The sequence below is a fragment of the Pseudaminobacter soli (ex Li et al. 2025) genome (genome assembly GCF_003012705.1).
GTDB lineage: Bacteria > Pseudomonadota > Alphaproteobacteria > Rhizobiales > Rhizobiaceae > Pseudaminobacter > Pseudaminobacter soli.
The window spans coordinates 268,991-282,637 of the sequence record NZ_PXYL01000007.1; the positions used below are offsets into that span (position 1 = coordinate 268,991).

At 62.1% G+C, this 13,647-nt stretch carries 14 protein-coding genes; 9 read left to right on the plus strand and 5 right to left on the minus strand.

Translation table 11 applies throughout. From position 1 onward, the window contains the following. Nucleotides 1-7: 7 nt before the first annotated feature. The 4 genes from C7I85_RS16220 to C7I85_RS16235 all read right to left on the minus strand — a co-directional run bounded on the left by C7I85_RS16220 (nucleotide 8) and on the right by C7I85_RS16235 (nucleotide 3,386). A complete protein-coding gene (locus tag C7I85_RS16220; protein ID WP_428832867.1) occupies nucleotides 8-439 on the minus strand; it encodes a hypothetical protein in 432 nt (143 codons plus the stop codon). 279 nt (nucleotides 440-718) lie between these two features. Then, the gene (locus tag C7I85_RS16225; protein ID WP_106725027.1) at nucleotides 719-1,948 is read right to left on the minus strand and encodes an HlyD family secretion protein; all 1,230 of its coding nucleotides are present in this window, start codon (nucleotides 1,946-1,948) and stop codon (nucleotides 719-721) included. A 3-nt stretch (nucleotides 1,949-1,951) separates the two neighbouring features. Beyond that, a complete protein-coding gene (locus C7I85_RS16230) occupies nucleotides 1,952-2,485 on the minus strand; it encodes a hypothetical protein (RefSeq protein ID WP_106725028.1) in 534 nt (177 codons plus the stop codon). A 271-nt stretch (nucleotides 2,486-2,756) separates the two neighbouring features. Continuing rightward, nucleotides 2,757-3,386: a MarC family protein gene (locus C7I85_RS16235; protein WP_106725029.1), complete on the minus strand. Its 630-nt coding sequence runs from the start codon at nucleotides 3,384-3,386 to the stop codon at nucleotides 2,757-2,759. Nucleotides 3,387-3,624: 238 nt separating this feature from the next. Between C7I85_RS16235 and gyrA the strand changes: the two genes are divergently transcribed. Next, the gene (gene gyrA / locus C7I85_RS16240) at nucleotides 3,625-6,390 is read left to right on the plus strand and encodes a DNA gyrase subunit A (RefSeq protein ID WP_106725030.1); all 2,766 of its coding nucleotides are present in this window, start codon (nucleotides 3,625-3,627) and stop codon (nucleotides 6,388-6,390) included. A 156-nt stretch (nucleotides 6,391-6,546) separates the two neighbouring features. On the opposite strand, the gene C7I85_RS32025 is transcribed toward gyrA, so the two are convergent. After that, nucleotides 6,547-6,681, minus strand: a complete 135-nt coding sequence (locus tag C7I85_RS32025; RefSeq protein WP_280954380.1) for a hypothetical protein — start codon at nucleotides 6,679-6,681, stop codon at nucleotides 6,547-6,549. Nucleotides 6,682-6,955: 274 nt separating this feature from the next. Here C7I85_RS32025 and coaD point away from each other — a divergent pair, with 274 nt between their 5' ends. The 8 genes from coaD to C7I85_RS16280 all read left to right on the plus strand — a co-directional run bounded on the left by coaD (nucleotide 6,956) and on the right by C7I85_RS16280 (nucleotide 13,577). Beyond that, the gene (gene coaD / locus C7I85_RS16245; RefSeq protein ID WP_106725031.1) at nucleotides 6,956-7,456 is read left to right on the plus strand and encodes a pantetheine-phosphate adenylyltransferase; all 501 of its coding nucleotides are present in this window, start codon (nucleotides 6,956-6,958) and stop codon (nucleotides 7,454-7,456) included. 20 nt (nucleotides 7,457-7,476) lie between these two features. Next, nucleotides 7,477-8,064: a peptidylprolyl isomerase gene (locus C7I85_RS16250; protein ID WP_106725032.1), complete on the plus strand. Its 588-nt coding sequence runs from the start codon at nucleotides 7,477-7,479 to the stop codon at nucleotides 8,062-8,064. 25 nt (nucleotides 8,065-8,089) lie between these two features. Continuing rightward, the gene (locus tag C7I85_RS16255) at nucleotides 8,090-8,605 is read left to right on the plus strand and encodes a peptidylprolyl isomerase (protein ID WP_106725033.1); all 516 of its coding nucleotides are present in this window, start codon (nucleotides 8,090-8,092) and stop codon (nucleotides 8,603-8,605) included. 13 nt (nucleotides 8,606-8,618) lie between these two features. Then, nucleotides 8,619-9,068, plus strand: coding sequence for a DMT family transporter (locus C7I85_RS16260; protein ID WP_106725034.1), 450 nt, complete (start codon nucleotides 8,619-8,621; stop codon nucleotides 9,066-9,068). After that, the gene (gene queA / locus C7I85_RS16265) at nucleotides 9,068-10,144 is read left to right on the plus strand and encodes a tRNA preQ1(34) S-adenosylmethionine ribosyltransferase-isomerase QueA (RefSeq protein ID WP_106725035.1); all 1,077 of its coding nucleotides are present in this window, start codon (nucleotides 9,068-9,070) and stop codon (nucleotides 10,142-10,144) included. Before C7I85_RS16260 ends, queA begins: the two co-directional genes overlap by 1 nt. Then, complete coding sequence (gene tgt, locus C7I85_RS16270; RefSeq protein WP_106725036.1) at nucleotides 10,141-11,271, plus strand: tRNA guanosine(34) transglycosylase Tgt; 1,131 nt, start codon at nucleotides 10,141-10,143, stop codon at nucleotides 11,269-11,271. Before queA ends, tgt begins: the two co-directional genes overlap by 4 nt. Nucleotides 11,272-11,308: 37 nt before the next feature. Continuing rightward, the gene (locus C7I85_RS16275; protein ID WP_106725037.1) at nucleotides 11,309-12,724 is read left to right on the plus strand and encodes a pyridoxal phosphate-dependent decarboxylase family protein; all 1,416 of its coding nucleotides are present in this window, start codon (nucleotides 11,309-11,311) and stop codon (nucleotides 12,722-12,724) included. Between the two features lie 88 nt (nucleotides 12,725-12,812). After that, nucleotides 12,813-13,577: a DeoR/GlpR family DNA-binding transcription regulator gene (locus C7I85_RS16280; RefSeq protein WP_106725038.1), complete on the plus strand. Its 765-nt coding sequence runs from the start codon at nucleotides 12,813-12,815 to the stop codon at nucleotides 13,575-13,577. The last annotated feature ends 70 nt before the right edge of the window (nucleotides 13,578-13,647 follow it).

Genomic DNA, 13,647 nt, shown 5'->3' on the forward strand with positions numbered 1-13,647 from the left:
AGGGCGCTTAATGCCAGCTCAAGGTTACTCCGATTTTCCCCGGAACTCCGCCGGGATATTCGACGGTCTGATAACGGATCTTGTAGCCGCGCGGCTTCAGGTGCTCTTGCCAGAGCTCATAGATTTCGCGCGGGATTCCCGTCAGCGTGTCTTCCCAGCCCGGTTCGTTCTGATTGAGGGCGCGTCCACCATCGGTGCATAACTCGTTGGGGAAACGGTAGACCTCGATCTCGGTGAGGCCATTGTTTACCGCTCGCTGGATTACGCCGGCGGCTAGCTTGATCCTTTCCTCCCGGGTAAGCCCGGAAGGCTTGCGCAGCTTTTCGATCAGCTGCTTCTTTTCGTCCTCGATGTGCTTTGCCCGCTGCATCGCTTCGGAGGCTTTCTCGCCTTCGATCACCGCAAGCTTCCGCATCACATCCTTGGCGGTCGGCAGCATCTGCTCGATGTCGTCGCCTTTCGTGGGATCGGTAGTAGTCATTGGGGCACCTTTCTTTCGGCAGACCCAGCACGTTTGCGCTCAACTGGTCCCCCAAGTTCCTGGCCTCGCCAATAGGCGAACCAGGCAGAATTCCGATCGGAGCGGGCCACAGGCAGCGATCGAACTTGGCACCGACAAATGCAGTCGATGGCGATAGTAAATGTTCTCACCTTTCCCAGGTTCCATCGAGGTGGAACGAAGATAAATGCAGCTGTCATAGCCTGCCGAACAGCCTTGTCAGTGCCCCGTCAACACGAGCGTCTGGACTGGCAGCAAGATCGCTTGCAGGCGCAATATCATGGCATGCACCAGCCCAACCGCATCGATCATATGCAGGACGAACCAGCGCGGGGTGCTCAGGTTCCCGTGCTCCAGTTCGTCATGGTTGCTGGTATAGGCATTGGCGATGCAACTGCTGCCGGGAGGGATGCCGTCGAGTTGTCCCTCGTACAGCGGCTCCAGATAGGTGGTCAGCGTTCCGGGGCGCGCCATCTGCTGCACATCGACGAGCTGATCCGTCGGGCGGACCTGGCCGGCGGCAATGACCTTCTGGACCTCGGTCACGACCATCGGAATGATGGTGAAAGGCTTGCCGATGCACGTCACCTCGGCGATCATCCCTTGCCTGAGGACCTGGGACTCGATCTGGCCGAAGCCTGCGACCAGAGCTACGCGGCGATTGTCGGGTATCAGGATGCCGGCAGAGCGGATCAACGGGTTGACGATATCGCCCGGCCGCAGCGCAAACTGCTGAACTGTTCCTGCCGTGCCGGCGCGGACGACAGTCTTCTCCAGCTCCACCTGCGCCTGCGCCAATTCCGCTTCGGCGCTCGCTTTCTGCGCCGGCAGGAGCGAGGAGATTTTGGTTTCCAACGTCGTTTTGTTCGCCAAAGCCGCGGCTACCCCGCCCTTTTTTGATTCTGTCGCGACTTGGAGCTTCTCGATCTCACGCCTGGCCACGACGTTCGGATTGCGCTTGTTCAACTCGACCTGGGTTTCATATTCGTCGACAGCCTGCTGGTAGGCACCTTCGGCCTGCGCGATCAAACCGTCGGCTTCCGCCAGCTCGGTTTCCGTCACACTCGTCTCGGCATCTATTTCAGCCACGCGCCGGCGGTCGGTTTCGACGGCGGCCTTTTGCTTCTCGTCGTCCAGCCGGAATAGCGGAGCGCCTTCCGCCACCTTGTCGTTGGTGCCGACATAGACCTCTGCGACGCGGCCGTTTATTTCCGGCAGGATGGTGACAGTCCGGAAGATGGCCGTAACGTTGCTGGTGGAGGGGTGGAAGTAGAAGATCGCGGTGATCAGCGATAGGGTGAGGATCACGCAAGCGGTTATGCCCCACCGCAGCTCGAACCACATCGAATAGAGGTTGATCTCGTGGCCAATTCTCTTGCCCTGGACATAGCGGCGGAAGAGATAGTCCGGAAAGATCGTAAGCAGGGAGCAGATCATGAATTCAAGCATGGCTCATCCCCTGCGTTCGGAAAGTTCGTCGCCGGGAGCCGGGTCGAGTTCGACCGGCGACAACTGAGGTTCGGTCTGAACCGCATGCGGCTTTTGAGGCTCCGTCTGGGCGGGATGGGCTGTTGCGGGCGTCTCCTTGGTTTCTGTCGGCGTCCCTTGGGCTTCCGTCGGCACCGGCTCGGGGGGCGGGGCGCCTTGGCCGGCGATCCTCCGAAGCGATCTGGCAATTGAGTTCATGGGACTTGAAAAATCCGGAAACTCGATCAGTGCCAGGAGCAGTGCCGCAATCCAGAACAGGTGATTGTGCGTAAACAGGGCAATCAGTGCCAGCACGGCAACCAGCTGTAGCTGCCCCTTGCTGGCACCATGCGCCATGTGCTCGGGCAGGGCGTGAAGCCGAAAGTACAAGACCCCGACCAGGAAGATGATCACCAGAATGAATATGACCATCACGACGAGGAGAACATCCGTCTGCCCCGGCGCGGTGATGAAAAAGGGCAGATGATCCACTGCCGCTGGATGCAACGACTCCGCCATGTCTGAGCTCTCCTAACAAGAGTAGCAAGCACTTGGCCGTGAAAACGCTGACATCGATGCAAGGAAGGCGGTCCTCGACGTTGAAGTCGCTTACGCCTTGGACTTATGGGGCTTCGCTTCGCTCCGTGGTCACGTCGTTCTTCGATAGGATTATATAGGGAGCGACGTCGTTTTGTGTCTCACGATATCTTGCGTGGTGCCCGAAGGGGACAAGCTGCCGATCCGGCGGAGATATGTGCCGACCGCGCCTCAATGCAATGGCGGATAACTCCTACGACGCCGCGAGCGCCTTGATGCCGTCGGCAACGAACTGAACCGCCAGCGCCGCAAGGATCACGCCCAGCAGTCGCGTCAGGATCGAGCGGCCGGTCTGGCCGAGCAGGCCGTCGATGCGTTCGGCAAGCACGAAGACCAGATAAGTCAGGATCAGGCAGGCTAGGATGATTCCGACAAGCGTTACCTGTGCCATCCAGCCCTGGAACGAACCGGACAAAAGCACCGTCGCCGAGATGGCGCCGGGACCCGCGATCAGGGGGATTGCCAGCGGAAAGGCGGCGAGGTTGTGGATGTGGTCGCGCGTGATGGCGACGTCGGAGATCTTCTCCTTCCGGTCCTGCCGCTTTTCGAAAACCATCTCGAAGGCGATGAAGAACAGGAGCATGCCGCCGGCCACGCGGAAGGCGGGCAGGGTGATGCCGAATACCGAGAGGATCGCTGAGCCGGCAATTGCGAAAAGCGCCAGCACGCCGAAGCCGATCACGCTGGCGCGGATCGACACCTGCTGTCGCTCCTGGCGTGTCATGCCGCGCGTCAGTGCCAGGAAGAGCGGCGCCAGTCCGGGAGGATCGATAGTGACGAGTATGGTCACGAAGGCATTGAAAACACTGTCGAAACTTTGCATCGATCATCCTCCCGCCCGCAAGCTAGCCTGACGCCGTGCGTAGCGCCAGCCCCAAAGCGGCCGCTTCGTATGGTGGGTTCGTTATTTTCCGCGCAGGTGCCGCAGGGTCATCGCTTTTCCATTTATCCATTTGAATTATCGATGGAAAAGCAGTTCTGGAAAAGAGCGGCCGAAGTTGGAGAATTCCGAGTCGTTCCTATATAAAGAAGGTTGATTCCAACGGACTCAGTGATCTGATTTGACCGACCAGAAGATACCGGGTGGACCCGGCGGCCCCTCCGACATCGAGCCTGTCTCGATTATCGAGGAGATGCAGCGCTCCTATCTCGACTATGCGATGAGCGTCATCGTCAGTCGTGCGCTTCCGGACGTGCGCGACGGCCTCAAGCCGGTTCATCGCCGCATCCTCTATGCCTCGCACGAGAGCGGCTACCACTGGAACCGAAAATATGTGAAGTCGGCTCGCCCCGTCGCCGACGTGATGGGTAAATACCACCCGCACGGCGACGCCTCGATCTATGACGCCTTGGTTCGCATGGCGCAGGACTGGTCGTTGCGTGTGCCCATGATCGACGGGCAGGGCAATTACGGCTCCATCGACGGCGATCCGCCGGCGGCGATGCGTTACACGGAAGCTCGCCTGACCAAGGTCGCGCATGAGCTTCTGGAGGACATCGACAAGGATACCGTCGATTTCCAGGAGACCTATGACGCCTCGGGCAAGGAGCCCCGCGTTCTGCCGGCGCGCTTCCCCAACCTTCTGGTCAACGGTTCGGGCGGCATTGCGGTCGGTATGGCGACCAACATCCCACCGCACAATCTCGCCGAAGTGTGCAACGGCGCGATCGCCCTCATCGACAATCCGGTGATGGACTTGCCATCGCTGATGGAGATCATTCCGGGCCCGGATTTCCCGACCGGCGGCATCGTGCTTGGCCGCTCCGGCATCTACAGCGCCTATTCCAGCGGGCGCGGCTCCATCGTCATGCGCGGTCGTGTCGAGATCGAAAAGATCCGCAACGAGCGCGAAGCCATCATCGTCTCCGAGGTCCCCTATCAGGTGAACAAGGCGACGATGATCGAGAAGATGGCCGAACTGGTGCGCGACAAGCGCATCGAAGGCATCTCCGACATCCGCGACGAGTCCGACCGCCAGGGCTACCGCGTCGTCATCGAGCTCAAGCGCGATGCGAATGCCGAGGTCATCCTCAATCAGCTCTATCGCTTCACGCCGCTGCAGACCTCGTTCGGCGCCAATATGGTGGCGCTCAACGGCGGCAAGCCGGAAGTGCTGACGCTGGTCGATATGCTGAAGGCCTTCGTCGGCTTCCGCGAAGAGGTGATCAGCCGCCGCACGAAATACCTGCTGCGCAAGGCGCGTGACCGTGCCCACGTCTTGGTGGGCTTGGCCATTGCCGTCGCCAACATCGACGAAGTGATCAAGCTGATCCGCACCGCGCCCGATCCGCAGTCGGCGCGCGACCAGTTGATGGAGCGCCGCTGGCCAGCGAGCGATGTGGAAAGCCTGATCCGCCTGATCGACGATCCGCGCCATCGCATCAACGACGACGGCACCTACAATCTGTCCGAGGAACAGGCCCGCGCCATCCTCGAACTGCGCCTGCAGCGCCTTACAGCACTTGGTCGTGACGAAATCGCCGACGAGTTGAACACGATCGGCGCCGAGATCACCGACTATCTCGACATCCTGTCGTCGCGTGCGCGCATCCAGCAGATCGTCAAGGACGAGCTTGCGCTGGTTCGCGACGAGTTTGGCACGCCGCGCCGCACGGAGCTGTCCGAAGGCGGCGCCGACATGGAGGACGAGGACCTCATCCAGCGCGAGGACATGGTCGTCACCGTCACGCATGGCGGCTACATCAAGCGCGTGCCGCTCTCGATTTATCGAGCGCAGAATCGTGGCGGCAAAGGCCGCTCCGGTATGTCGACCAAGGACGAGGATTTCGTCAGCCGGCTGTTCGTGGCCAACACGCATACGCCGGTGCTGTTCTTCTCCTCGCGCGGCATCGTCTACAAGGAAAAGGTCTGGCGCCTGCCGGTGGGCAACCCGCAGTCGCGGGGCAAGGCGCTCATCAACATGCTGCCGATCGAGCATGGCGACCGCATCACCGCCATCCTGCCGCTGCCCGAAGACGAGGCAAGCTGGGGTGAGCTCGACGTGATGTTCGCGACCACGCGCGGCACCGTGCGCCGCAACAAGCTGTCCGACTTCGTCGACGTGAAGCGCAACGGCAAGATCGCCATGAAGCTCGAGGAGGAAGGCGACGAGATCCTCGGCGTCGAAACCTGCACCGAGTTCGACGACGTGTTGCTGACGGCCGCCTCCGGCCAGTGCATCCGCTTCCCGGTTACGGACGTGCGCGTCTTCGCAGGCCGCAATTCCATCGGCGTTCGCGGCGTTGCCATGGCCGATACCGACCGCGCTATCTCGATGACCATCCTTCATGGCGTCGATGCCACGCCGGCGGAGCGCGCCGCCTACCTCAAGCAATCGGGCGCCGAGCGTAGACTCGCTACTGGCGAGGAGGAGGAAGTCGCTCTCACCAACGAGGAAATCGGCGAGGAGACCAGCCTGTCGGCCGAGCGCTACGAAGAGCTTAAGGTGCGCGAGCAGTTCGTGCTCACCGTCACCGAATATGGCTACGGCAAGCGTTCCTCGTCCTACGATTTCCGTCTGACGGGCCGTGGCGGCAAGGGCATCCGCGCCACCGACGTGTCGAAGGCTGCGGAAATCGGTCGTCTCGTTGCCGCCTTCCCGGTGGCCAACGAAGACCAGATCATGCTGGTTTCCGACGGCGGCCAGGTGATCCGCGTGCCGGTCGACGGCATTCGCATCGCCAGCCGCGCCACCAAGGGCGTCACCATCTTCAACACCGCCGAAGGCGAGAAGGTGGTCTCCGTCGAGCGGATTTCCGAGCCGGAAGCTGAAGGCGAGGAAGGCAACGGAGGGGCTGAAGGAGCGGCTGAAGAGGTCGCGGAATAAGCGCTCGCTCCCGCGTAAAATCAGAGCCCCGTTCCTTTTGATAGGAATGGGGCTCTACCAAGCCGATGGATCATTTAACGAAAGATCTGTCGGAGGCTTTCGACAGCTCCGACGCGAGAACCGCCTCGTCGGGAGGAAGCGAGGCGGTGAGGGCGGTCAACGGCGGCCGAAGCCCTTGGAGCGCACCTTCTGCTCCTTGAAGCGCAGGCGTTGCGACTCCTGATGGAGACCGACTGCGGTTGCAATCAGCATGGCCACGGTCATTGCAGCAGCAAGCATGTAAATCATCATGGTCTTGTTCTCCTGACCCTCCAACGCTTGATTTGGAGGTTTGGTTTCATGCTTTCCAGATGACGTTACATGTCGTGACTTGAACTTGTTGTGATCGCTCCGTTCACTCGCAGTTCGGCGTTGGCGAGCCGGCAGATTGCCTTTGAGCCGAGTAGCCATTACGGCCCAAAGCGTCCCAAAGGGCAGTTAAAGGACGCTGTAACGCTTTGAATTCACGCATAATCCTGCCTAAAAATCGATTTCGATTTTTAGGGTAATGCGTTAGAAACACGCAATGACCAATCGCGTTGCCATCTATGCCGGGTCCTTCGACCCTCTCACCAACGGCCATCTCGACGTGCTGAAGGCCTCGCTCGCCGTCGCCGACTTGGTCTATGCTGCCATTGGCGTACAGGCGAACAAGAAGCCGCTGTTCTCGTTCGAGGAGCGTGTGCATCTGATCGAGAAGGCCGCAGCCGACGAGTTCGGTGCGGAAAGCCGGCGTATCAAGGTGGTGGCGTTCAGCGGCCTCGTCATCGATGCCGCCCGCAAACACGGCGCCTCGATCATGATCCGCGGCCTGCGCGACGGCACCGACCTTGACTACGAAATGCAGATGGCTGGCATGAACGAGACCATGGCGCCGGAACTGCAGACCGTGTTCCTGCCGGCCAGCCCGTCGGTGCGTACCATTACCGCCACACTCGTTCGCCAGATAGCGTCGATGGGCGGCAACATTCGTCCTTTCGTGCCAGAAGTCGTCGCCGACGCCCTGGCCGCCAAATTCTCAAGCTAGAGCAACAGGAGAGAACCTTCATGCAGTTCAAGAGGCTCGCTTCGTCATTCGTCGTCATGGCTGGCCTTGTTGCCGCCTCGCTTCCCGCCTGGGCGGCCGACCCCGACAACACCATGGTCATCACGCTCAAGGACGGCGACGTCACCGTCGCGCTGCGGCCGGACCTGGCGCCCAAGCATGTCGCGCAGATCAAGAAGCTCGTGCGTGAAGGCGCTTACGACAATGTCGCCTTCCACCGCGTCATCGATGGCTTCATGGCCCAGACCGGCGACGTGAAGTTCGGCAACATGGCCAAGGGTTTTGATGCTGACCGCGCCGGCACGGGCGGCTCGGATCTGCCCAACCTGCCGGCCGAGTTCTCCAGTGAGCACTATATCCGTGGCACCGTCGGCATGGCGCGTGCGCAGAACCCGAATTCGGCGAATTCGCAGTTCTTCATCATGTACGCCCCGAACCCCGGCCTCGACGGCAACTACACCATCGTCGGGAACGTCGAGAGCGGTATGGAATTGGTCGATAAGATAAAAAAGGGTGATCCCGCCGCCAACGGGGTTGTCAGCGAACCCGATCGCATGATCAAGGTGCGCATCGCCGGCGACGGCAAGTAATTGGCATCCGGAAAGGAAATCTGACATGGCCGAAATCAAGGATCGCGAAAACGCGCTCATCATGGAGACCACGAAGGGTAAGGTCGTCATCGAACTCTTTCCCGACCTCGCTCCCGGCCACGTCGGCCGCATCAAGGAACTGGCGCGCGAAGGCGCCTATGACGGCGTCGTGTTCCACCGCGTCATCGACGGCTTCATGGCCCAGACCGGCGACGTCAAGTTCGGCAAGTCGGACGGCCCGAACTTCAACCCGGCCCGCGCCGGCATGGGCGGCTCGGACAAGCCGGACCTGAAGGCCGAGTTCTCCAACATGAACCACGGCCGCGGTACCTGCTCGATGGCGCGCGCGCAGAACCCGAACTCCGCCAACTCGCAGTTCTTCATCTGCTTTGAGGACGCCAGCTTCCTCAACCGCCAGTACTCGGTCTGGGGCCAGGTCATCGAAGGCATGGAGAATGTCGACAAGATCAAGCGCGGCGAGCCGGTGCAGGATCCCGACAAGATCGTGTCGATGAAGGTCGCGGCCGACGTCGCCGAATAAGGAATACACGGCCGTGGCGAATGTTCTCTGGTCTCTGCTCGGTATCCTGTCTGGCGCTTTCATCGCCATTCAGGCGCCGATCAATGCCCAACTCGCGCGCGGGCTGGGCGTGCCCGTCGCCGCGGCCGCCATTTCCTTCCTTGCCGGTGCGGTGGTTCTGAGCCTCATCACCTTCTTTACGACGAGGACGCAGGGCCTTGAGATAGACTGGCGTGCGCCCGCACCCTGGATGTTCCTGGCAGGCGGCGCGCTGGGCGCGGTCTATGTGACGAGCTCGGTGTTTCTCACGCCGCGCATCGGCGCGGCGGCGCTCATGGCGTTCCTCGTGGCAGGGCAGCTCTTGGCGGGCATGATGGTCGACCGTGTCGGTTTCCTCGGCGTGGCCGTCCGCGAAATCTCCATGGGCCGCATCGTCGGCGCGGTGCTGCTGCTCGTCGGAGCCTTGATGATCCGACTGTACTGATGCGCGTAGACCTTTTCGATTTCGATCTGCCGGAAGAGCGCATCGCTCTTCGCCCGGCCGAACCGCGCGATTGCGCGAAGCTTTTGCTGGTGCACCCTGGCGAGCCGCTCGAGGACAAGCGCGTCGGCGACCTGCCGTCGCTGCTCGAGCCGGGTGACGTGCTCGTCTTCAACGACACCAAAGTCATTCCCGCCCAGTTGAAGGGCATCCGCCAGCGCGGTGAGGCCGTGGCCCATGTCGATGCCACCTTGCACATGCGCGTCGGTCCCGACCGTTGGAAGGCCTTCGTGCGACCCGGCAAGCGCGTTGCCGAGGGCGATCGCATCCAGTTCGGCCACAGCGCCGAGGCCTGCATGCTTGGCGGGCTCGACGCCACCGTCGTCGAAAAGGGCGAGGCGGGTGAAGTCTTGCTCGCCTTCGACCTGTCGGGCCCGTTGCTCGACGAGGCGCTGCACGCAGTCGGACACATCCCGCTACCGCCTTACATCGCCTCCAAGCGGCCGGACGACGAGCGCGACCGCAAGGACTATCAGACCGTCTATGCGCGGGAGGAGGGCGCGGTTGCTGCCCCCACCGCCGGTCTTCATTTCACGCCTGAACTGTTCGCAGCACTCGATGCACGCGGCATCGAGCGTCGCTTCGTGACGCTGCATGTCGGCGCTGGCACCTTCCTGCCGGTCAAGGCCGACGACACGGCCGACCACAAGATGCATGCCGAGATCGGCTATGTCTCGGAAGAGACGGCCGCCGCCATCAACGCCGCACGCGCCGAGGGCCGCCGCGTCGTTGCCGTCGGCACCACCTCGCTGCGCCTGCTAGAAAGCGCGGCAGCACCCGACGGCACCATGACCGCCTGGTCCGGCGCGACCGACATTTTCATCACCCCCGGCTACAAGTTCCGAGCGGTAGATATGCTGATGACCAATTTCCACCTGCCGCGTTCGACGCTGTTCATGCTGGTTTCCGCCTTCAGCGGACTGGAAACCATGCGCGAAGCCTATCGGCACGCAATCGAAACCGGCTACCGCTTCTATTCCTACGGCGACGCAAGCCTGCTGTTCAGGACCGATAAATGAGCACCGAGTTTACCTTCAAAGTCCTCGCCACCGACGGCAAGGCGCGGCGCGGCGAGATCACCATGCCGCGCGGCACCATCCGCACGCCGGCCTTCATGCCCGTGGGCACCGGCGGCACGGTGAAGACCATGTATATGGATCAGGTGCGCGATCTCGGCGCCGACATCATCCTCGGCAACACCTACCACCTGATGCTGCGGCCGGGTGCTGAGCGCGTCGCGAAGCTTGGCGGCCTGCACGAATTCGCCCGCTGGCCCCATCCGATCCTCACCGACTCCGGCGGCTTCCAGGTCATGTCGCTGTCGAAGCTGCGCAAGATCAACGAGCAGGGCGTGACCTTCCGCTCGCATATCGATGGCGCGCCCTACGAAATGTCGCCCGAGCGCTCGATCGAGATCCAGGGGCTGCTCGATTCCGACATCCAGATGCAGCTAGACGAATGCACCGCGCTGCCGGCCAAGGAGCCCGAGATCGAGCGCGCGATGGAGCTTTCGCTGCGTTGGGCCGAGCGCTGCAAGACGGCCTTCGGCGACCAGCCCGGCAAGGCGATGTTCGGCATCGTGCAGGGCGGCGACAATCCGCGCCTGCGCGAGCGCTCGGCACAGTCGCTGTCGGGCCTGGGTCTCAAGGGCTATGCCGTCGGCGGTCTCGCGGTCGGCGAGCCGCAGGAAGTGATGCTCGACATGCTCGACATCACCTGTCCTGAACTGCCGACCGACAAGCCGCGCTATCTGATGGGCGTCGGCACACCCGACGACATCGTAAAGTCCGTCGCCCGCGGTATCGACATGTTCGATTGCGTGATGCCGACCCGCGCCGGCCGCCACGGCCTCGCCTACACGCGCCGCGGCAAGGTGAACCTGCGCAACGCCCGCCACGCGGATGACCACCGTCCGCTCGACGACGAAAGCGATTGCCCCGCCGCGCGCGACTATTCGCGCGCCTATCTGCATCATCTGGTGCGTTCCCAGGAGGCGCTGGGCGCCATGCTGCTGACCTGGAACAACCTTTCCTATTACCAGAGCCTGATGCAGGGCCTGCGGAACGCCATCGAGCAGGGCAGGTTTGCCGAGCATGTGGCCGAGATTTCGGAAGGCTGGGCGAGGGGCGACATTTCTGCTCTATAGTTTTCAACGGACATAGATCCGGGCAGGGGAGGATGAATTGAACGGCGAAGAATTTCGGCATTGGTCGCTGAAGGCGGCCGAATGGGGCGCGGATTATCGTGAAAGCCTGCGCGAGCGGCCGGTGCGGGCGCAGACCCAGCCCGGCGAGATCGCCGCGCGCATTGCAGCCTCTCCGCCCGAAACGGCCGAGCCCATGGAGCAGATTTTCGCCGATTTCGAGGAGAAGATTCTGCCCGGCATGACGCACTGGCAGCATCCGCGCTTCTTTGCTTATTTCCCGGCCAATGCGGCGCCGGTTTCTGTGGTGGCCGAGTATCTGGTCACGGTGATGGCCGCGCAGTGCATGCTCTGGCAGACGTCACCCGCCGCCACCGAACTCGAGACCAAAGTGATCGACTGGCTGCGCCAAGCGCTCGGACTGCCGGAAGGCTTTTCAGGCGTGATCCAGGACAGCGCCTCGTCGGCCACTCTGGCGGCCGTGCTCTGCATGCGCGAGCGCGCGCTTTCCTGGCAGGGCAACAAGCAGGGCTTGTCCGGCCAGCCCCGCCTGCGCATCTACTCGTCCGATCAGGTCCACACCTCCATCGACCGCGCCATCTGGGTTTCCGGCGTCGGCGAGGACAATCTCGTCCGCATTCCGGCTGACGGAAAGTTCCGCGCGATGGATGTGGCGGCGCTCGAAGCGGCGATCCTGGCCGACAAGGAGAGCGGCTTCCTGCCGGCGGGCATCATTGCCTGCGTGGGCGGCACCAGCGTCGGCGGCACCGACGACGTCGTCGCCGTGGCTGCGATTGCGCAGAAATACGGCCTCTATCTGCATGTCGATGCGGCCTGGGCCGGATCGGCCATGATCTGCCCAGAATTCCGGCACTTCTGGACCGGCATCGAAGGCGTGGATTCGATCGTCTTCAATCCGCACAAATGGCTCGGCGCGCAGTTCGACTGCTCGGTGCAGTTCGTGCGCGACCCCGACGTGCTCGTCCGCACGCTGGCCATCAAGCCTGAATATCTCAAGACGCACGGCAAAGACGGCATCATCAACTACTCCGAATGGTCGGTGCCGCTCGGCCGTCGCTTCCGCGCGCTGAAGCTTTGGTTCCTGCTGCGCGCGCACGGGCTGGAGGGGCTGCGCCAGATGATCCGCAATCACGTAGCCTGGGCGGAAGCGCTTGCGGCGCGGCTCGGTGAAGAGCCCGGCTTCGAGATCATGACGGAGCCCATGCTGTCGCTGTTCTCGTTCCGCCACGCGCCGACAGGCGTTGCCGATCTCGATGCGCACAACCAGCGGCTTCTCAACGCCATCAACGACGACGGCCGCATCTACCTCACCCAGACGCGCGTCGACGGGCGCTTTGCCATCCGCTTCCAGGCCGGCCAGTTCGAGGCGACCGAGCAGGATGTGCGGGACGCCTTTGCGGTCATCACGGAAATCGCAGCTTTGCTATCGCTGTGAATAACGTGGTTGGGCCGCCAAACGGCCCAACTTCCGCCGCCTTTCGTTTTGCATTAATGTATGCGGAAACGAAGACTGGAGTTGTTTTGTGTTCCTGTCGCCGCGGCATGCCGAAATAATCCAGATGGCCAAGGATTCGGGCCGTGTTCTGGTCGATGAACTGGCGACCCATTTCGGCGTCACCCCGCAGACAATCCGCAAGGATCTCAACGACCTATGCGACCAGCGGCTGCTCAGCCGCATCCATGGCGGCGCGCTGTTTCCCTCTGGCATCGAGAACGTCGAATACGAGGCCCGCCGCAAGATTGCGGCCGAGGAGAAAGAGGCGATCGGCCGTGCGGCGGCCCGCCTGATCCCCGACAAGGCCTCGCTCTTCATCAACATCGGCACTACCACCGAAGCGGTCAGCAAGGCGCTTCTCGACCACACCGGCCTGATGGTGATTACCAATAACATCAATGTCGCCAATAGGATGCGCGTATATCCGGAGATCGAGGTCGTGATCTCGGGAGGCGTCGTGCGCGGCTCGGATGGCGGCATCGTCGGCGAGGCGGCGGTCGATTTCATCAAGCAATTCAAGGTCGATTATGCCGTCATCGGCACCTCGGCAATCGACGAGGACGGCGGCCTGCTCGATTTCGACTTTCGCGAGGTGAAGGTGGCGCAGGCCATCATCGCCAATGCGCGCCATGTCATCCTGGTCGCCGACGCGACGAAATTCGAGCGCATGGCGCCGGTGCGTATCGGTCATCTCTCGCAGGTCGACACCTTCATCACCGACCGCTGCAACAGCGAGGAAATCCGCAGGATCTGCCGCGAGGCCGAGGTCCAGCTGATCGAAACCAGTCTTTGAAATCTTATGCTGGCCGTTTCGTTAGTTTTCGTTTGACATTCGTTCCCGCCATCCCCATCGAATGCTTCAA

Excerpts from the sequence above, each read along its gene's own strand:
- C7I85_RS16220 (WP_428832867.1), bottom strand. The coding sequence starts at position 439 with ATGCTGCCGACCGCCAAGGATGTGATGCGGAAGCTTGCGGTGATCGAA.
- C7I85_RS16225 (WP_106725027.1), bottom strand. The coding sequence starts at position 1,948 with ATGCTTGAATTCATGATCTGCTCCCTGCTTACGATCTTTCCGGACTAT.
- C7I85_RS16230 (WP_106725028.1), bottom strand. The coding sequence starts at position 2,485 with ATGGCGGAGTCGTTGCATCCAGCGGCAGTGGATCATCTGCCCTTTTTC.
- C7I85_RS16235 (WP_106725029.1), bottom strand. The coding sequence starts at position 3,386 with ATGCAAAGTTTCGACAGTGTTTTCAATGCCTTCGTGACCATACTCGTC.
- C7I85_RS32025 (WP_280954380.1), bottom strand. The coding sequence starts at position 6,681 with ATGATGATTTACATGCTTGCTGCTGCAATGACCGTGGCCATGCTGATT.
- coaD (WP_106725031.1), top strand. The coding sequence starts at position 6,956 with ATGACCAATCGCGTTGCCATCTATGCCGGGTCCTTCGACCCTCTCACC.
- C7I85_RS16250 (WP_106725032.1), top strand. The coding sequence starts at position 7,477 with ATGCAGTTCAAGAGGCTCGCTTCGTCATTCGTCGTCATGGCTGGCCTT.
- C7I85_RS16255 (WP_106725033.1), top strand. The coding sequence starts at position 8,090 with ATGGCCGAAATCAAGGATCGCGAAAACGCGCTCATCATGGAGACCACG.
- queA (WP_106725035.1), top strand. The coding sequence starts at position 9,068 with ATGCGCGTAGACCTTTTCGATTTCGATCTGCCGGAAGAGCGCATCGCT.
- tgt (WP_106725036.1), top strand. The coding sequence starts at position 10,141 with ATGAGCACCGAGTTTACCTTCAAAGTCCTCGCCACCGACGGCAAGGCG.